This window comes from Pseudomonadota bacterium (genome assembly GCA_038533575.1).
GTDB lineage: Bacteria > Pseudomonadota > Alphaproteobacteria > Rhodobacterales > Rhodobacteraceae > Shimia_B.
In genome coordinates, this window is sequence record JBCAYL010000001.1 from 766,662 (window position 1) to 786,161 (window position 19,500).

The window sequence follows — 19,500 nt, forward strand, 5'->3', positions numbered from 1 at the left end:
ATGGACGATCTGCAGGATCATGCGCTGGAGAAGGACCGTCGTCAGAGGGCCCTGCACCGTCTTCGGCTGACACGCGAGAAGCTCGGGGCGCGCCTCGCGCTCATTGCGCCTATGGTCTTTCGCAAGCGCCGCGCGCTGCCGCCATTTCTCTTCAAGGAGCTGCCGGGACCCGAGGTGAACGCGGACCTCGCGCAGGCCCCGTCCGGCTGGCCGGAGATCCCGCATCACAGCTACTGGGGCCGGGCAAAGCTCGATTTTCTGTTAAAGACCCGCGTGGCCGTCCCGCCGGACTGGGACAAGCGCCACCTCGCGCTTCACCTGCCGCTGGGGGCCTTGGGCGACATCTTCAATCATCCCGAGGCGATGGTCTATCTCGGGGAAACGCCGCTCGGCAGCGCGGACCGCTATCACCATACCCTGCCGCTCCCAGAGGAGGCGACGGGCGAGCATGTCCTGACGCTCCATGGCTGGACGGGCCTTGCGGGGTGGCCGCCTGACCCCGACAGCCGCGCGCAGCTCTACATGGGCGCGCCCGCGCTCGTGGAGCGCTGCCCCGACACGCTCGATTTCATCCGGCTCGCGCATGCCGTCCACGATGCCGCCACACATACCGACAATCCGGAGCTCATCTCCGCGCTCGACGCCGCCTTCAACGTCCTCGACACCCGCGACCCCCTGGGCGAGGCCTTCTACGCGTCCGTGCCCGGCGCGCTCGTCACCCTGCGCGGCGCTCTCATGGAGGCGGGCGACCCGCTCGACGTGACGCTTCACGGGGTGGGGCACGCGCATATGGACGTGGCCTATCTCTGGACGATCGACCAGATCCGCCTGAAAAACCAGCGCACCTATTCGAATGTCCTGCGCCTGATGGAGGCCGATGACGGCTACACCTTCTCCCATTCCCAGCCCGCGCTCTACGAAATGACGAAGCACGACTTCCCCGATATCTACAGCGGGATCCGCGCCCGCGTGGCCGAGGGTCGGTGGGAGGTCATGGGCGGCATGTGGGTGGAGCCCGATCTGAACATTCCAGGGCCCGAGGCGCTGGTGCGGCAGCTCATTCTCGGGCGCGAGTTTTTCCGTGAGGAGTTCGGGGAGGTCGAGACGAATGTCCTCTGGCTGCCCGATACGTTCGGCTTCCCAGGCCAGATCCCGCAGCTCATGAAGATGGCCGGGCTCGACTGGTTCGTGACAAACAAGCTCAACTGGAACCAGATCAATCGCGTGCCCTGGGCCTCGCATCACTGGGAGGGGATCGACGGGACCCGTGTCTTGGCGCACATCCTCACGACGCCCCGTGCTGTGCAATACCTGCCGTTCCCGACGAATTACAAAAGCGATCTGAGCGCTTCGGAAGTGCGCGGGACGTGGTCCAACGCCCACGGCGCGGCGAAGGACCACCTGCCCATCTGCTACGGCTATGGCGACGGGGGCGGGGGGCCGACGGAGGATCTCCTCGCCAAGGCCGACGCCTATCGCGGGATGCCCGGGATGCCGCGCCTTCGCATGTCCACCGTGCGGGACGCGCTCGCGGGCCTCGCGCCCCTCGTGCCGGAGGAGCAGCTCTGGACGGGCGAGCATTACATGGAGGGGCACAGGGGCGTCTACACCTCGCAGGGCTGGATCAAGCGCGCGAACCGCAAGGCGGAATGGGCGCTCCATGAGGCGGAAGCCATGGCCGCCATGCTGGGGCAGGGGATCGAACTCAAGGAGGAGTGGAAGACGCTCTGCCTGCACCAGTTCCACGACATCCTGACCGGCACCTCCATCACCGAGGTCTTCGACGAGGCGAAGGAGACATTTGCAAACCTCCGCCGTGAGATAGAGGACAAGGCCTCGGCATTGCTGGCGCCTGGCGGCGCGCCGGTGGCGATCAACACTGCGCCGACACGCGGGCCCCGCGTCGCCTTCGTGGAGGGGGATGCGGAAATCCATGCCGCGCAGAAGGTCAGCGGCGGCGCGCTCTGCTGGTTCTCGGATCTTCCCGGCTATTCCGCGCGGGCCGTCTCCACCGCCCAGACCCCGCCCCATGCTGCGCGGGCCTCCGTGGGCTCGACGCATGCGTGGCTCGATAACGGCATCCTGCGGGTGAAGGTACTCCCGAACGGCCATTTGGCCGAGGTCACGGACCTCGCCACCGGCTGGCAGGCGCTCGCCGAAGGCGAGCACGGCAATCGCCTCGTGGCGTTCGAGGATCGGCCCATCTGCTGGGATGCCTGGGACATCGATCCATACTTCGAGGACAATCAGGAAGAGGTCACGAACGCCCGGCAATTCGAGGTCGTGGAGAATGGACCGGTCCGCGCTGCCGTGCGCGTGACCCATCTCTGGCGGGGCTGCGAGATCGTGCAGACGATCCGCCTCACGGCGGGCTCGCGCCGCGTCGATTTTGAAACTGAAATCGACTGGCGTGTGAGCCACATCCTCCTGAAGGTGGCGTTTCCCGTCAGCATCGAGGCGAATAACGCGCTCTACGACATTCAATGGGGCGCGATCCGCCGCGCGACGTCCCGGACATCGGACTTCGATGCTGCGCGGTTCGAAGTGCCTGCGCAGAAATGGGCCTTGCTCGAGGACGGCAAGCGCGGTGCCGCGCTTCTGAATGATTGCAAGTACGGGCACGATATCCACGGCCACGTGATGCGCCTGTCCTTGATCAAGTCAGCCACGTCGCCGGACCCCGTGGCAGACCAGGGGCGGCACCATTTCACCTATGCGTTCTACGCCAGCCCGGAGCTTGAACGGGCCGAACTCGACCACGTGGCCTACGATCTCAACGCGCCGCTCCGCGTGGCGCAGGGCCCGGAGGTCTTGCCACTGATCGAGGTGCCCGCGGGCCTGATCGTGGAGACAGTGCGCCCCGTGGACGGCGAGGTTGAATTCCGGCTGTTTGAAGCCCGCGGAGAGAACGTGGAGCCGAGGGTGCGCTTCAACACGCCGCCCAAGAACCTGAGAACTTGCGATATTTTCGGTGTCACGCAGGAAAAGCTGGAGCCCGCGCAAGAGATCGTGCTGCAGCTGAGACCCGCGCAGATCCTCACGCTCCGCGCGGCCTTCTAGCCCCTTAGGTGATGACGTCGGGCGCAGAGCGCCCCGTGCGCGCCGAGATGCCGGCGATGGCGTCGGCGGCGGCAATGATCGGCGCCAGCGCCTCCTGCGGGTCACGGTGAAGCTCCGCAGGATCGGTCTCGAGGCGTTCGAGGTAGACGCGCAGCGTCGCCCCCTGAGTGCCCGTGCCGGACAGCCGGAAGACCACGCGGCCGCCGCCGGAAAAGAAGATGCGGATGCCCTGCGCCGAGGCATGCGAGCCGTCCACCGGGTCGTCATAGGAAAACTCATCCGCGCCCTCGATTGTCATGCCGCCGAAATCGCCGTCTTTCAGCGCGCCGAGGTTTTCCCTGAGCGCGTCCATGAGACCCGCCGCCGCTTCGCTGTCCACCGCCTCGTAGTCGTGACGGGAATAGTAGTTGCGCCCGTACTTGGCCCAATGGTCCGACAAGAGGTCAGACACGCTCTTGCCCGTTTTCGCGAGGATGTTGAGCCACAGCAGCACCGCCCAGAGCCCGTCTTTCTCTCGGACGTGGTTGGAGCCCGTGCCTGCGCTCTCCTCGCCGCAGATGGTGGCATGCCCGGCATCGAGGAGGTTGCCAAAGAACTTCCAGCCCGTGGGCGTCTCGAAAGAAGCGATGCCCTTCGCCTCGGCCACGCGGTCGGCGGCGGCGGAGGTGGGCATGGAGCGCGCCACGCCGGCGAGGCCATCGGCGTAGCCGGGGGCCAGGTGGGCAAGGTCCGCGAGGACGGCGAGCGAGTCTGACGGAGACACATAGGCACCTCGCCCGACGATCATGTTGCGGTCGCCGTCCCCGTCGGAGGCTGCCCCGAAATCCGGTGCGTTGGCGCCATACATCGCGTCCATCAGCTCCTTGGCCCAGATCGGATTGGGGTCCGGATGGCCACCACCGAAGTCTTCCTTGGGCTCGCCGTTCACGACCGTGCCAAGGGGCGCATCGAGGCGGTTCTCCAGGATTTCCCGCGCATAGGGGCCCGTCACCGCGTGCATCGCGTCGAAGCGCATGCGGAAGCCCGAGACGAACATGCCGCCGATGGCGTTGAAATCGAAGAGGCTCTCCATGAGGTCGGCATAGTCGCTCACGGGGTCCACGATCTCCACTGCCATCTCACCGAGCGTTGTTTCCCCTTGGCTGCTGAGATCCACGTCCTGCGCTTCGAGAATGTGGTACTCCGTGATCTCCTTGGTCCGCGCAAAGATCTTGTCGGTCACGCCCTCGGTCGCCGGGCCGCCATTGGGCCCGTTGTACTTCAGGCCGAAATCCTCCTCCGGTCCGCCAGGGTTGTGCGAGGCCGAGAGGATCAGGCCGCCATCGGTGCCGCGTTTGCGGATGAGATGGCTTGCGGCGGGGGTGCTGAGGATGCCGCGCTCGCCCACGATGGCGCGCGCCGCGCCGTTGGCGGCGGCCATGCGCAGGATCACCTGGATCGCGCGATCGTTGAAATACCGGCCATCGCCGCCCACCACGAGCGTCTTGCCGCTGACCCCGCCGATCCCATCGAAGATCGATTGCACGTAGTTCTCGAGGTAGTGGGGTGCCATGAAGACCCGGGTTTTCTTCCGGAGCCCGCTCGTCCCCGGCTTTTGGCCGTCAATCGGCTTCGTGGCGATGGTGGTCATGGTGGTCTCCCGGTCAGCTCTTTTCGGCGATGTTCCTAAGTGTAAACGCGACGACGCTTTCGGCCGCGATGGAGGTTGTCGTGCGCGGGCGGTCCTCTGGAGGAATGCCGCCCGCAGTGTCGAAGGCGCGCGCCCAGAATTGCCCCTCGGGCGCTTCGGGCAGCGTGGCGCGGATCTCCCCGCCGTTGTTGAAGATGATGTAGATCGCGCCAAGGCGCCGTTCGTAGGGAGGGGTGCCGCGCGCCATGCGCATCTCGGCCCCGAGGAACTTCAGCTTGGCCTGGCCCCAATCGTCCGAGGTCATGGCCTGCCCGTCCGCGCGCCGCCAGAAGAGATCAGGGACGCCGTCGATCAGGCGCGGGCGCGCATGGAGAAAGCGTGTCTGGCGCAGGATCGGCGTGGCCCGCCGGAAAAGGATCACATCCTTGCAAAATTGCAGGAAATCCTCGTCGGCGCCGTCCCAGTCGATCCAGCCGGTTTCGTTGTCCTGGCTGTAGGCGTTGTTGTTGCCGCCCTGGCTATTTCCGAGCTCGTCACCCGCCAGGATCATCGGCGTGCCTTGGGAGAGCATGAGCGTGGCCAGCATGTTGCGACGCCGTTGCGCGCGCTTGGCGATGACCTTTGGGTCCTCGCTAGGGCCTTCTTCCCCGCAATTGCCCGAGAAATTCTCGCCGTGGCCGTCGCGGTTGCCTTCGCCGTTCGCTTCGTTGTGCTTCATGTTGTAGCTGACGACGTCCATGAGCGTGAAACCATCGTGGCTCGTCAGGTAGTTGATCGAGGAGGTCGCAGGCCGCCCGTCATGGTCGAAGCGGAAGCTCGATCCCGCCACCCGCGTGGCGAGCTTTTGCACCGTGCCCTCGTCGCCTCGCCAGTAGCGGCGCACCTGGTCGCGGTACTTGTCGTTCCATTCGGTGAAGGGCGCGGGATAGGCGCCGAGCTGGTAGCCGCCCATGCCCACATCCCAGGGCTCGGCGATGAGCTTCACGCGGTTGAGCACGGGGTCCTGCCGGATCGCGCGCATGAAGGGGCCGTCGCGGTCGAAGACGCCGCCGGTGCGCGCGAGCGTGGAGGCGAGGTCGAAGCGGAAGCCATCGACGCGCATGACTTCGACCCAGTAGCGGAGCGAATCCATCACGAGGCGGAGCGTGAACGGATGATCGAAGTTGAGCGCGTTGCCCGTGCCCGTGTCGTTGACGTAGTAGCGCCCTTCCGAGAGGCGGTAGTAACTCGAGTTATCGAAGCCGCGGAAGGCCAGCGTCGGGCCGTTCTGGTCGCCCTCGGCGGTGTGGTTGTAGACGACGTCGAGGATCACCTCGATGTCGGCGGCGTGGAAGCGCGCCACCATCTGCTGGAACTCGGCGATGTCGGCATAGCTCAGGTAGCGCGGGTCCGGCGCGAAGAAGCCGAGCGTCATGTAGCCCCAGAAATTGCGCAGCCCCTGATCGACGAGGAAGCGGTCATCGACGAAGGCCTGCACGGGCAAGAGCTCGATCGCCGTGATGCCCAGATCGGTGAGGTGGTCGAGGATCGGGTCGGAGGCCATGCCGAGGAACTTGCCCCGGTGTGCCACGTCCTCCCTGTTCTGCGTGAGGCCTTTGACATGGGCCTCGTAGAGGACCGTCTCGTTCCAGGGCCGGTCGATGCGGCCCCCCTTTGCGCCCCAGGTGAAAGCCGGGTCCACGACGACGGAGCGCGGCATGAAGGGCGCGCTGTCGCGGGTGTCGAAGCTCAGATCCGCATCCTTGTGCCCGATTTCATAGCCATAAAGGCTGTCGTCCCAGGTGAGGTGCCCGGTGAGCTTCTTGGCGTAGGGGTCGATGAGGAGTTTGTGCGGGTTGAACCGGTGGCCTTCCTCGGGCGCGTAGGGCCCATGCACGCGGTAGCCGTATTGCTGCCCGGGCTGCATGCCCGAGAAGTAGCCGTGCCAGACATGGCCGTCGCGCTCGGCGAGGTCCACGAGAAGCGCCTCGTTCCCCTCATCGTCAAAAAGGCAGAGGGTCACGCGCTCGGCATGCTGGGAGAAAACGGCGAAGTTCACACCCTCGCCGTCAAAGGTCGCGCCGAGCGGGTAGGGCCGCCCGGCGGAGAGCTGGAGCGATCTCATGGCGATGGGGCGATGCTCCCGTAGAGCGCGGCGTAGGCCGCGGCAGAGGTCTCCCAGCCCACGGGGTGGGCCATGGCGTTGCGCTGTATTTTGCCCCAGGCTTTCGCGTCGGCGTAGAGCGCGCAAAGCTTCGTGAGCGCGTTCGTCAGCGCCTCTGCGGTGACCGGTGAGAATTGGATGCCCGTGGCCACCTCACGCGCGAGCGTGGCGGGCGTCGCCGGGATCACCGTGTCCGCGAGGCCGCCCGTCAGCGCCACCACGGGCGGTGTGCCGTAGGCGAGGCCCATGAGCTGCGTCAGGCCGCAGGGCTCGAAGCGGGACGGGACGAGAATGGCGTCTCCGCCAGCCACCATGCGGTGGGAGAGCGCTTCATCATATCCGATCTTCACCGCGACATTCGGATCCCGGGAGGCGGCGGCGAAGGCGGCCTCGAGCACCGGATCGCCGGATCCCAGAAGCGCGAGCTGGCCGCCGGCCTCGGTGAGGGCGGGCAGCGCCTCCAGCAGCAGATCAAGCCCTTTCTGCTCCGTCATCCGCGAGATGAGCACGCAGAGCGGCCCATCCGCCTCCGGCAGCCCGAACTCCGCGCGCAACGCAGCCTTGTTTTTCGCCTTGCCGCGGGGGCTCTTGTAGACATGGATCTTCTTGTCCGCGGCCGGGTTCCAGACATGCGTGTCTACGCCGTTCAGGATGCCCACGAGATCGGCCCGTCGGTCCCGCAGGATGCCGTCCATGCCCATGCCGAAATCGGGTCGCATGAGCTCCTCGGCATAGGTGGGGGAGACGGTGGTGAGTTTCGTGGCTGAGGTCAGCCCGGCTTTCAGCGTCGAAACCTGGCCCCAGTACTCCGCTGCACCGGAATGGAAATCCTGGCCCAAGATGCCGAGATGCTCCGCGCGATCCCCCGGCGCGAGGCCTTGAAAGGCGATGTTATGGATCGTGAGCACGGTTGCGACCCGGGGCGCGGCCTCGGATCGGGCGATGTAGTACGGGGCGAGGCCAGCCTGCCAGTCATGGGCATGGACGATCTTCGGCATCCAAGTCCCGAGCGCGCCGCCCGCGATGTCGCTGGCCACGCGCGAGAGGGCTGCGAAGCGTTCCGGATTGTCGGCCCAGTCCTTGCCGTCCTCGTCGAGGTAGATCGTCCCGCCGCGCGTGTAGAGATGGGGCGCGTCAAGAACGAGGAGATCGATGCCATCCACCGTCTCGGCCAGAACCCGCGCCGCCGCGCCGTAGAGCTCCGTGCGCTCGTAGACCTGCGCCGGATCGGAAAGACGCGCCATGACCGCCGGATAGCCCGGCAGAAGCGTCTTCATCTCGATGCCCTGACCCTTCAGGGCGCCGGGCAAGGCCCCGGCCACGTCCGCGAGTCCCCCCGTCTTGACGAAAGGCACGCATTCGGACGTGACAGAGAGGACCTTCATCGTGCGCTTACTGCTTGGCGAGATACGCGTCGATCATGGGCTTGGTGATGAGGGTCGTGCCTTTCTCGGTCACGCGGAAGCCGTTGGCTGCATCTTCCTCCGGATCATCTCCCACGACGAGGCCTTCGGGGACCTCCACCCCGCGGTCCACGATGCACTTGGTGAGGCGCGCATTGCGATGGACGACGACATTCGGGAGAAGCACCGAATGATCCAGCACTGCGTAACTGTTGGTCTTGACCTTGGTGAAGAGGAGCGAGTTCCGCACGGCCGTGCCGGAAATGATGCACCCGCCCGAGACCATGGACGAGATCGCCACCCCGCGGCGGTCTTTCTCGTCGTGGATGAACTTTGCGGGCGGCACGCTCTCCGAATAGGTCCAGATGGGCCAGTCGGTGTCCCAGAGATCGAGCTCGGGCGTAAAGTCGGTCAGGTCGATATTGGCCTGCCAGAATGCGTCGAGCGTGCCGACATCGCGCCAATAGGCGGACGTGTCAGGATGGCGCACGCAGGAGCGGTCGAAGCGGTGAGCATGGGCCTTGCCGCCCTTCACGATCTTCGGGATGAGGTCGTTGCCAAAATCGTGGGACGAATTCGGGTCGTCGCGATCCTCGAGGAGGAGCGAGCGCAGGAAGGGCCAGGAGAAGACGTAGATCCCCATGGAGGCCAACGCGTGCTCCTCGTCGCCCGGGATGCCTGGCGGGTCGGCGGGCTTCTCGAGGAAGGAGGTGATGTTTTCCTCCTGGTCGACGGCCATGACGCCGAAGGCGGTGGCGTCCATGCGCGGCACGGTGAGGCAGCCCACGGTGACATCGGCGCCCTTTTCCACGTGCTCCTCGAGCATGACCTCGTAGTCCATCTTGTAGATGTGGTCGCCCGCGAGGATGACGACGTGGTCGATATCGTAGCTGTCGACGATGTCGATGTTCTGTGTGACGGCATCCGCCGTGCCGAGATACCAGCGGTCTTCATTGACCCGCTGGGAAGCGGGCATGATGTCGAGGAACTCGTTCCTCTCCGCGCGGAAGAAGTTCCAGCCGCGCTGGCAGTGCCGGATGAGGGAGTGCGATTTGTACTGGGTTGCCAGTGCCATGCGGCGGATGCCGGAATTCATGGCATTCGAGAGCGCGAAGTCGATGATCCGCGTCTTGCCCCCGAAATAGACCGCCGGTTTCACGCGCGTATCGGTGAGCTCCTTGAGCCGTGAACCGCGGCCCCCGGCGAGCACGAAGGCCATGGCGCGTTGGGAAAGTCTCTTTGGTCTGGGCATCTGGTCTCCTCCCGAGAGCTCTAGTCCAGTTTGAAGATGAGGGTCGAGAGCGGCGGCACCGTGATCTCGATGCTCTGATCCTGGCCGCTCTGGCCGATATCTTGCGTATGCACGCCCCCGCCGTTGCCCCGGTCACCGCCGCCATAGAGGCTGGCATCGGTGTTGAGGATTTCGCTGTAATGCCCCTTCGACGGGGCCGCGATGCGGACGCCATGGCGTTCCATGGGCGTGAAGTTGCAAACAACGATGCAGGTCTCCCCGCCGCCGAAGCGCGCCCAGGCGGTCAGGCTTTGCGATGGATCGTTGTCGAGCCAGGTGAAGCCCGCGGGATCACAGTCCTGCGCGTGAAGCGCAGGCGTGGAGGTGTAGACGCGGTTGAGGTCCTTCACGAGCGTCTGGAGGCCCTTCTGGTTGGCGCCGAGGAGCGCGTCCCAGTCGAGGCTCTCATCGTGGTTCCATTCCTGCCACTGGCCGAACTCGCAGCCCATGAAGAGGAGCTTCTTGCCCGGGAAGCCCCACATGTAGCCGTAATAGGCGCGCAGGTTGGCGAACTTCTCCCATTCGTTGCCGGGCATCTTGTCGATCATGGAGCCCTTGCCGTGCACGACCTCGTCGTGGCTGATCGGCAGGATGAAGTTCTCGGTGTAGGCCCAGTCGAGCGGGAAGGTGATCAGGTGATGATCGTACTGGCGATAAATCGGGTCTTTCTCGATGTATCGCAGCGTGTCGTTCATCCAGCCCATGTTCCACTTGTAGCCGAAGCCGAGCCCGCCCGCATCCACAGGGGCCGAGACGCCACCGAAGGCCGTGGATTCTTCGGCCGCGGTGAGGATGCCCTCGACCTCGCCATAGGCCAGCGTGTTCATCTCCTTGAGGAAATCGATCGCCTCGTAGTTTTCGCGACCGCCGTCCTTGTTGGGGATCCACTGGCCCGCCTCGCGGGAATAGTCGCGGTAGAGCATCGAGGCCACAGCATCCACGCGGAGACCGTCGACATGGTATTCCTTGAGCCAGTAAAGGGCGTTGGCGGTGAGGTAGTTTTTCACCTCGGTGCGCCCGTAGTTGAAGATCGCGGTATTCCAGTCCTGGTGGAAGCCCTCGCGCGGGTCGGAATGCTCGTAGAGATGCGAGCCATCGAACATGGAGAGCCCGTGGGCGTCGGTGGGGAAGTGCCCAGGTACCCAGTCGAGAATGACGCCAAGCCCGGCCCCATGCGCGGCTTCCACGAGATCGCGGAACTCGTGCGGCGGGCCCATGCGGATCGTGGGCGCGTAGAGCCCGATCGGCTGGTAGCCCCAGCTGCCGTCGAAGGGGAACTCGGAGACCGGCAGGAATTCCAGATGGGTGAAGCCCATCTCCTTGGCGTAGTCCACGAGCTCGGTGGCGAGTTCCTTGTAGCTGAGCGGGCGCTTGCCATCGGCGCGGCGCCAGGACGGGAGATGCACCTCGTAGATCGAAATGGGGGCGGAGCGCTCGTTCTTTGACGGGCGGCCCGCCATCCAGGCGTCGTCTTTCCAGCCGTAGCCCGTGATGTCGCGCACCACGCTCGCCGTCTCCGGCGGATGCTGCGACCCAAAGCCGAACGGATCGGATTTCGAATGAAAGCCGCCCTCGGCTGGCGCGATCTCGTATTTGTAGAAGGCCCCGTCGCCCACGCCGGGGACGAAGATCTCCCAGACACCGGACGAGCCAAGCTTGCGCATGGGCAGGCGGCGGCCATCCCAGCCGCAAAAATCTCCGACGACCGACACGCGCTTTGCGTTGGGCGCCCAGACGGCGAAATGCGTGCCCGCGACGCCCTCATGCTCCATGACATGGGCGCCGAGCGCGTCCCATAGGCGGCGATGGGTGCCCTCGGAAATGAGATGGATGTCCATGTCCCCCAGCACGGGGCCGAACGAGTAGGCATCCTCGAAGGAAGCGCCATGGTCGAGGTTTTCAGCCTTCAGAACCGCCCGCGACTTCGACGTGGGTACGGGGCCAGCGAAAAGGCCGCCGCCGAGGTCGGCGAGTTCCACCGTCTTCTTGCCGAGCGTGGCCGATACGGAGGCAGCGCCCGGCAGGAGTGCGGCGAGCCAACTCTTCGAGCCGGTCTTGTGAACGCCGAGCTTTGAAAACGGGTCGTCGTGGCGTGCATCGAGCAGGGCGTGAATGTCGTCCTCGCTCAAATGGGGGGGATGGGTCGGGCTTGGCACGATCTGTCTCCCTTCAAGTCTGGGTCTCTTTCGGACCCCTCTGGCGTTTCATAAGCCGGGGGGGAGGTGCAACCCCCCGGGCCTGATATCGATTTTGAGCGGTCTCAGGACTTCCGCGCGATGACAAAGCCATTGGGGCCGAGGTCAACGCGGTCCTTCGAGCAGCTCACATCCACCTCGATCAGCGGCGACACGGGGCAGGGCAGCCGCACGCTCACCTTCCGCTTGGACAGATTGAAGACGCAGGTGAAGTCGTCTCCGCGGTCATAGCCGATGACGGGATCCGGCAGGTCGAGGAAGGTCTGAGCGCCGGTCCGCAGGTCTTCGTGCTCGGCACGAAGCTTGATCATGGCGCGGTAGAAGTTGAGGACGCTGTCCTTGTCCTTCTCCTGCACGTCAACGGCGCGATCCTTGGCCGGCTGCTTGACCGGTAGCCACGTCGATTTGGCGTCGGAGAAGCCTGCATTCTTGCCCTTTTTCTCCCACGGGATCGGCGTGCGGTTGTTGTCGCGGCCCACGGGCTCGGGCCAGTAGGCGATACCTTGGACGTCGGTGAGTTCGTGGAACTCGAGCTCGGTATCCACGAGGCCGAGCTCCTCGCCCTGGTAGAGGCAGACCGACCCTTGGAAGGTCAGAAGCAGCGCCGCCGATTGCTTCGCGATGGCGTCAAGAGACTTGCCATGGGGCAGGAAACGCCCGGCATGCCGCGGCACGTCATGGTTCGAAAACGCCCAGCAGGGCCAGCCCTGAGGCGCGCCCTTGAAGAAGTTCTCGATCCGCTCACGGAAGAAATCGGGCGCGTAGTCCGGCCCCAGAAGCTCGAAAGAGTAGGCCATGTGCAGGCGGTTGTCGGACGTGTACTTGCCCATGAGCGAGATGGATTGATGGTTGTCCCCGACCTCGCCCACCGTGGTGCGCGCATCGTATTTCTCGAGGAGCTGCCGGATCCGCTCGAGGAAGGTCAGGTTTTCCGGCTGCGATTTCGAGAAGAGGCAAAACTGCATGTCCACGGGCTTGGCCGCATGCGGACCCCAATCGAGGTAGTTGGCCGGATTGTCCCGCAAGAGCTTGTCATGGAAGTAGTAGTTCACCGTATCGAGACGGAAGCCATCCACCCCGCGCTTGAGCCAGTATTCCATGCACTCGAGGTGGTAGTCCTGCACCGCCTTGTTGTGAAAGTTCCAGTCCGGCTGCGCGCTCAGAAAGTTGTGCATGTAGTATTGCTTGCGGCGGGTGTCCCAGGTCCATGCCGGCCCGCCAAAGACGCTCATCCAGTTCGTGGGCGGTGTGCCGTCGGGCTTGGGATCGGCCCAGATGAACCAGTCATGCTTTGGGTTGTCGCGGCTCTGCCGGCTTTCCTCGAAGAACGGATGCTCGTCGGAGGCATGGCTGATCACTTGGTCGGTGATGATCTTCAGACCGCGTTTATGCGCCTCTTCGATCATCTCGTCGAAATCGGCCATGGTGCCAAAGAGCGGGTCAATGCCGGTGTAGTCGGAGACGTCATAGCCCATGTCCTTCATGGGCGATGTGAAGACAGGCGACAGCCAGACGGCATCGACGCCGAGCGACGCAATGTGGTCCAGCCGCTCCGTGATGCCCTTGATATCGCCCACGCCGTCGCCGCTCGTGTCCTGGAAAGACCGCGGGTAAACCTGGTAGGTCACGGAGCCCCGCCACCACTCGTCTTTAGTTGTCATGGCTGCTCGGGTCCTCTCGGCTTTTATCTATGACACACCGAGAGTGATCAGGATCGGCAGTCTTTTGCAACAAAGCTCCCCCTCGTGCGTTGCACTCGCGCCGTCTACCTGCGTAGACGATGTGAATGACTTCGGGGCAAGCTATGTGGCGCGCCCAATTCAATGACAGGAATGCCAGTGGCGCGCGCTTTGTTCCCAACGACCCTCCGCTCCGCTCTCGCTGTAAGCCTCATTTTCATATTCGGTCCCGCACTCTCGCAAGAGCTGCGTGTCGACGGCGCGAGCGAGGACCTCGTGGAGCGTCTGGAGGGCGAGGCGCTCGTCCTGTCTGCGGGGCCCGAGGAGACATCCGGCGATGTCATCACGACGGCGAAGGGCGATTACGGCCGCCTGCTTGCCGTGCTCTACGAGGAAGGCTTCTTCAGCGCGTCCGTGTCGATCCGCTTCGGTGGGCGCGAGGCGAGCAGCCTTACCTCCTTCAACGCGCCGCCCTCTCTCGGCGCGCCGGTCGTCGATATCGACTTAGGTCAGCGGTTCACGTTCGGCCGCGCGGTCATCGCGCCTCTTGCACCGGGCACGACGGCCATCGAAGGATTTGCGCCGGGGGTCACGGCAGGCACCGCGCAAGTCAGAGATGCCGCGCGGCAGGCGGTGGATGACTGGCGCGATGCCTCCCACGCCAAGGCCGAGATCACCGACCAGCAGATCATCGCCCGTCACAGCGCATCCGAGCTTGATGTGGCGCTGGGCGTCGATCCGGGGCCCCCGCTCCGCTTCGGACGGCTGATCACCCCGCCGGATGCCACGGTCAGCGAGCGGCGCTTGCAGCAGATCGCAGGCATGCCCCGCGGCGAGCCGTTTTCTCCGGCGGCCGTCCGCGATGTCCGGCGCAGGCTTGTCGACACGGGGACGTTCAACTCCGTCGTCGTGCGCGAGGCAGCCGAGCCCAACGCGAACGGGACGCTCGACCTCGAACTCGGTCTCGAGGCCGCTCCTCTGCGGCGGCTGGGCTTTGGCGCCCAGATCGAGACGACGAACGGGCTTGCGCTCGAGGCCTTTTGGATCAACCGGAATTTCTTCGGAGGGGCGGAGCGTCTGCGCTTTGACGCGGAGATCGATGGCATCGGTGGCGAGACCGGCGGTGTGGATTTCCGCTTTGCCACGACGCTCACGATCCCCGGCTTCCGACGCGCCGACGATACGCTGGACCTCACCGCCGCCATCGAGCGGATCGATGACGAGACATTCGAAGAGAATCTCGTCGAACTCACGGCCCGTCGGTCGCGGCGCGTGAACGATACGCTGGTGATCGGTCAGGCCGTGGGTTTTCGTTTTTCGGGATCCGAGGACGCCTTCGGATCCCGCACCTTTGGACATCTCATTCTCGGCGCCGACGCCGAACGCGACCGGCGCGATGATCCGCTCAATCCCTCCTCCGGTACGTTCGGCTTTCTCGAGGCGCAGCCCTTCATCGCGGTGGCGGGCGGCGATACGGGGCTGAAGTTCGACGGCGATCTGCGTGCCTATCGCGCGCTGGGCGGGCGCACCGTGCTCGCGTCGCGGGCCCAATTCGGCACCATCCTCGCGGCCGAGCGTGAGGGCACCCCGCCGGACTTTCTGTACTTCTCGGGCGGCGGTGGCACGGTGCGCGGGCAGGGCTTTGAATCCCTCGGCGTTGACGCGGAAGAGGGCACGACTGGCGGGCGCGGCTTCGCGGGTCTGTCGCTCGAACTCCGCCAGGAGATCACCGAAGCCATCGGCGTCGTGGGTTTCTTCGATTACGGCTTCATCTCCGAGAGCGCGACCTTCGAGGACGGTGAAGGTCACAGCGGCGCGGGCCTCGGTCTGCGCTACAACACTGCGCTCGGCCCGCTCCGCGTCGACGTGGGTGTGCCCGTGGGCGACAGCTCGGACGGCACGAATTACGCACTCTACATTGGTCTGGGGCAGGCATTCTGATGCGCGTTCTCGCACTCCTCTTCATCCTCCTGGCTCCGGCGGCATGGGCGCAGAGCGGGCAGATCGAACGCCTCATCGAAAATCAGCTCTCGGGCGACGGTCGGGTCGTCGAAGTGGATGGTTTCGCGGGCGCCCTCACCGCGGAGGCCACCATGGAGGCGCTGCGCATCTCCGATGACGAGGGCCTTTGGCTCGAGCTCCGCGACGTGCGCCTGAATTGGAACCGGGGTGCGCTGCTGCGTGGCCGCCTCGAGGTGACAGAGCTGACCGCCGCCAACCTCAACGTGCTGCGAGGGCCCGTTCCGCAGGAAGGGGTCGAGGTGCCGGAGGCGGAGGCGTCGGGCTTTCGGATCCCGGATTTGCCAGTGGCGATCCAGATCGACAGGCTCGCGGTGGACGAGATTTTCCTCGGCGCGCCGCTCCTCGGCGAGGAGGTCCGCGCCACGGCCGAGATTTCCGCCGCGCTGGCGGACGGCGCGCTGGCCGTGACCCTCGATGCCGCGCGCGTCGACGATCGGCCCGGGACCGCGATCATAGACCTGAGCTATTCACCCGAGACCGAAGAGCTCGGCGTCGAGCTCCGCGTGGCCGAGCCCGCAGGCGGGATCGTGGCCACGGCGCTTGCGCTTCCCGGTCTGCCTTCGGTCGGTCTCGATATCGAAGGAGCCGGTCCGCTCGATGCTTTTGCCGCGGATTTCGTCTTGGCCACGGACGGTGAGGAGCGCCTCGGCGGACGGGCGACGCTCAACGAAGACGGTGCAGCCGGACGGGCTTTCGCCGTCGACCTGTCGGGCGATATCCGCCCGCTTCTTGAGCCCTCGAACCGCGCGTTTTTCGGACCCGAGACCTTCCTCACGGCATCGGGCAATGCGGGCGCCGACGGTGCGCTGACGCTTGAGGACCTGCGTCTTGAAGCGGCGCAGCTCCTCCTCACAGGCTCCGCGGCGCTTGCAGACGGTGCCCCACAAAGCATTGATCTCACGGGGCTTCTCGCCCGTGAGGGCCGTGCCGCGATCCCCGGCACCGAGGTCACGCTGGCCCGAAGCGAGCTTTCCGTCGCCTTCGATGCGTCCGTCTCTGAATTCTGGGACCTGAGCCTCACCACGCAAGACGTCGATGCCGGCACGGTGACCGTGGGCTCTGCGACGATCACGGGCCGTGGACAGATTGCCCCCGGCACCGCGCGGCCCTTTGCCGGAGACATTCAGGCCGTGGTCAGCGGGCTCGATTTTCCCGGGGACCCGGCTCTTGCGGAGGCCGTGGGCGCGGAGGCCGAGCTTGTCACGGCCCTGTCGGCGGAGGATGGCAGCTTCTCATTCACGGGTCTGGAACTCGCCTTGGAGAACGGGACGGCCAACGGATCCGCTGTCATCACGCCCACCGATGGCCGCGTGGCCTTGCGGGCAGCGCTCACCGTCGAGGCGCCGGACATCTCGCCGTTCTCGGCGATCGCGGGGCGCGATCTCGCCGGAGAGGTGTCGGCCAATCTCGACGGTGACATGGAAGTCCCCGGCGGTGCCATCGTCTTCACGCTCGGTGGCCGCACGAACGGGCTCGATGTCGGGATCGAGCCGGCGGCCGGCCTTGTCAGCCCGGAGACCACCTTCGGCCTCGGTTTTGCGCGCGATGAAAACGGCACGCGGATCGACGACCTCGTCATCGAAAACGCGGAGCTCCGCGCCACCGCCGACGGCGAGGTCTCGTCCGCCGATGGCGCGCTGGACGTCACCGCCAACCTCCGTGACGTGGGGCTTCTCACCGACCTCGTCGATGGACCCGTGAGCCTGGAGGTCTCCCTGGGCGACGCGCTCGGAGCACGCCGCTTGGAGGGCGCGCTTTCGGCGGCGTTCGGGCTCGACGCAACAGTGTCTGGCCCGCTCTCCGGGCCCGGTGCTGAGGTGACCCTGAACGGCGCCCTCCAAGAGGTCGAACGCTTCGTGCCGCAGCTGAGTGGCGTCGCTGAACTCGCGGCCTCGGTGGCGCTTGAAGACGTGCCCACGTTGGCCGCAGAACTCGCAGTGGCCCCCGGTCTCCGGGCCACGGTGAACGGTCCCCTAGCCGGCGAGGCGCAGGCGCTGGATATCCTGGCCGAGATCGCCGATCTCGCCGCTTTCGCGCCGCCGCTGCCCGGCCCCGCGCGCATCTCGGCGCGTGTGAGCGATTTCGAAGCGGGCCCGCTCATCGAGGCAGACATCACGGCCACGCCGGGGCTTACGGCACGTGTGGAGGGGCGGCCAACGCAGCCGGGCGCTGTCGTCATCGTGCGGGCGAATGCCGATGACCTCGGCTTCATCGTCCCGCTCCTCGAAGGCCCGGCGAACGTCGATGCGGAGCTGCGCGATCTCACCGGGGCTCTCGACATCGCGGCGGACGTCACGGCCACGCCCGGCCTGTCTGCGCGGATCACGGGCCAGCCGCTGGGTGCGGCTTCCCGCATCGATCTCGCGGCGGAGGCTGCCTCGCTCGGGTTTCTGGCACCACAGCTCGCTGGGAGCGCGTCGGTCACGGCAACGCTAAGCGACCTCACTGGCGCGCAGCAGGTGGAGGCCAGCCTCTCGAGCGCCACGGGGCTCTCCGCGGATGTGTCTGGCGCGCTCTCGGACGCGCTGGAGCTGCAGGCGCGCGTCGCGTCTCTCGCCCGCTTTGTGCCCGGTCTTGCTGGCGGCGCGGCGGTCTCGGCGAATGTGAGCGATTTGCGGGGCACGCCCGATCTCCGCGCGCGTGCCACCACCGATAGCGGGGCGCGCGTGGACATTGACGCAGAAGCGGGCCTTCCGGGCGGCGCGGTCCGGGCAGACGCCTCGGGCACGCTGCCACTGGCCATCGCCAATGCCTTCGCGTCCGGGCGGTCCCTCGAGGGGACGGCATCTTTCGACCTCGGCCTCGCGGGGCCACCCAGCCTAGACGCGGTGTCCGGAACGATCCGCACCGCGGGTGCTCGGGTCTTTGATCCCACGTTGGGGCTGACACTGAGCCCGATCGACGCGGATATCGATCTCTCGGGCGGGCAGGCGAGGCTCGATGCCTCCGCCGCCCTGGATGGCGTTCCGATCCGGATTTCCGGCACGGCAGGCTTGGCGTCGCCGTTCGCCGTCGACCTCGGCCTCAGGACAGTGCGTTTGCCGGTCGCCTATCTCGATGTCCTCACCAGCGAGGTCACAGCCGATCTGCAGGTGGCGGGCTCCATGCAAAACCAGCTCGCCGTGGGTGGGCTCGTGCGCGTGGAAGACGTGGAAATCCGCATCCCCGATACGGGCCTCGGCGGCGCAACCGCGATCCCATCCATCCGGCACGAAGGCGCGCCACGGGATGTGCGCGAGACCCTTGCGCGGGCTGGTCTGCGGCTGGACGGGCGGGAGCCCGATGGCGGAGGCGGCGGCCCGCGCATCCCCCTCGATGTGACCGTCGAGGCCATCAACCAGATTTTCGTGCGCGGCCGTGGATTGGATGCAGGCTTCGAGGGTGGGCTCCGCATCACCGGGACCGCGGCAACGCCGATCCCGGCGGGGCAGTTCAACCTCACACGCGGGCGGCTCGATTTCCTCGGGCGCCGCCTCGATCTGGACGAAGGGCGTATCACCATCGCGGGGACGTTTCTGCCGCGGATCGACATCGCGGCCGTCTCTCAAGTGGAAGACATCACCGCGCGGATCGGTCTGTCGGGGCCCGTCGATGCCCCCGAGCTGGAGCTGAGTTCTTCGCCCGAGCTTCCCGAGGACGAGATCCTCGCCCGCGTCCTCTTCGGTCGTGGGATCGAGACGCTGAGCCCCTTGCAGGTGGCGCGGCTCGTCTCTTCGCTGCGCCAGTTGAGCGGTGCCGGCGGCGCCGGTTTCCTCGAAAGCGCGCGGGCAGGCCTCGGCGTCGATGACCTCGACCTGCGCACGGACGCAGAGACGGGGGAGGCGGCGCTCGCCATCGGAGCAGAGCTTGATGAGGACATCTATACCGAGGTGGAGGTCGGCTCCGGAGGCAATACGACGCTCAGCCTGAACTTTGATCTCAACGAAACCACCACCTTGCGCGGCTCGGCCTCGAGCGACGGCGAGACCGGTGTCGGCATCTTCTGGCAAAGAGATTATTGAGCGCCTTCAGGGGCTTGCGCCGCGCGGCGCAAAAACCCTCAAACGCGCTGAAACTCCCTCGCAGATCCTTTCGTGA

The 19,500-nt window shown here is 65.9% G+C and carries 9 protein-coding genes; 3 read left to right on the forward strand and 6 right to left on the reverse strand.

Features of this window, described 5'->3' with window-relative positions:
* A complete protein-coding gene (locus AAFM92_04020) occupies positions 1-3,060 on the forward strand; it encodes a glycoside hydrolase family 38 C-terminal domain-containing protein (protein MEL7299532.1) in 3,060 nt (1,019 codons plus the stop codon).
* 4 nt (positions 3,061-3,064) lie between these two features.
* Here the strand turns inward: AAFM92_04020 and AAFM92_04025 are convergent, their stop codons facing one another.
* The 6 genes from AAFM92_04025 to AAFM92_04050 form a co-directional block, all read right to left on the reverse strand.
* Positions 3,065-4,690, reverse strand: coding sequence for an alpha-D-glucose phosphate-specific phosphoglucomutase (locus AAFM92_04025; GenBank protein ID MEL7299533.1), 1,626 nt, complete (start codon positions 4,688-4,690; stop codon positions 3,065-3,067).
* 13 nt (positions 4,691-4,703) lie between these two features.
* Positions 4,704-6,794 carry a glycogen debranching protein GlgX gene (gene glgX, locus AAFM92_04030; protein MEL7299534.1) on the reverse strand — a complete coding sequence of 697 codons (2,091 nt, stop codon included), beginning with the start codon at positions 6,792-6,794 and terminating at the stop codon, positions 4,704-4,706.
* A complete protein-coding gene (glgA, locus tag AAFM92_04035; protein ID MEL7299535.1) occupies positions 6,791-8,218 on the reverse strand; it encodes a glycogen synthase GlgA in 1,428 nt (475 codons plus the stop codon). The genes glgX and glgA overlap by 4 nt, the downstream gene beginning before the upstream one ends.
* A gap of 7 nt (positions 8,219-8,225) precedes the next feature.
* Complete coding sequence (gene glgC, locus AAFM92_04040) at positions 8,226-9,488, reverse strand: glucose-1-phosphate adenylyltransferase (GenBank protein ID MEL7299536.1); 1,263 nt, start codon at positions 9,486-9,488, stop codon at positions 8,226-8,228.
* 20 nt (positions 9,489-9,508) lie between these two features.
* Entirely contained in the window at positions 9,509-11,683 is a 2,175-nt protein-coding gene (gene glgB, locus AAFM92_04045; protein ID MEL7299537.1) for a 1,4-alpha-glucan branching protein GlgB, read from the reverse strand.
* A 104-nt stretch (positions 11,684-11,787) separates the two neighbouring features.
* The gene (locus tag AAFM92_04050; GenBank protein ID MEL7299538.1) at positions 11,788-13,383 is read right to left on the reverse strand and encodes an alpha-amylase family glycosyl hydrolase; all 1,596 of its coding nucleotides are present in this window, start codon (positions 13,381-13,383) and stop codon (positions 11,788-11,790) included.
* Positions 13,384-13,572: 189 nt separating this feature from the next.
* Here AAFM92_04050 and AAFM92_04055 point away from each other — a divergent pair, with 189 nt between their 5' ends.
* A complete protein-coding gene (locus tag AAFM92_04055) occupies positions 13,573-15,342 on the forward strand; it encodes a BamA/TamA family outer membrane protein (GenBank protein MEL7299539.1) in 1,770 nt (589 codons plus the stop codon).
* On the forward strand, positions 15,342-19,424 hold the full coding sequence (locus AAFM92_04060; protein ID MEL7299540.1) for a translocation/assembly module TamB domain-containing protein: 4,083 nt from the start codon (positions 15,342-15,344) through the stop codon (positions 19,422-19,424). The genes AAFM92_04055 and AAFM92_04060 overlap by 1 nt, the downstream gene beginning before the upstream one ends.
* Positions 19,425-19,500 lie beyond the last annotated feature (76 nt).

Excerpts from the sequence above, each read along its gene's own strand:
- AAFM92_04020 (MEL7299532.1), top strand. The coding sequence starts at position 1 with ATGGACGATCTGCAGGATCATGCGCTGGAGAAGGACCGTCGTCAGAGG.
- AAFM92_04025 (MEL7299533.1), bottom strand. The coding sequence starts at position 4,690 with ATGACCACCATCGCCACGAAGCCGATTGACGGCCAAAAGCCGGGGACG.
- glgX (MEL7299534.1), bottom strand. The coding sequence starts at position 6,794 with ATGAGATCGCTCCAGCTCTCCGCCGGGCGGCCCTACCCGCTCGGCGCG.
- glgA (MEL7299535.1), bottom strand. The coding sequence starts at position 8,218 with ATGAAGGTCCTCTCTGTCACGTCCGAATGCGTGCCTTTCGTCAAGACG.
- glgC (MEL7299536.1), bottom strand. The coding sequence starts at position 9,488 with ATGCCCAGACCAAAGAGACTTTCCCAACGCGCCATGGCCTTCGTGCTC.
- AAFM92_04050 (MEL7299538.1), bottom strand. The coding sequence starts at position 13,383 with ATGACAACTAAAGACGAGTGGTGGCGGGGCTCCGTGACCTACCAGGTT.
- AAFM92_04060 (MEL7299540.1), top strand. The coding sequence starts at position 15,342 with ATGCGCGTTCTCGCACTCCTCTTCATCCTCCTGGCTCCGGCGGCATGG.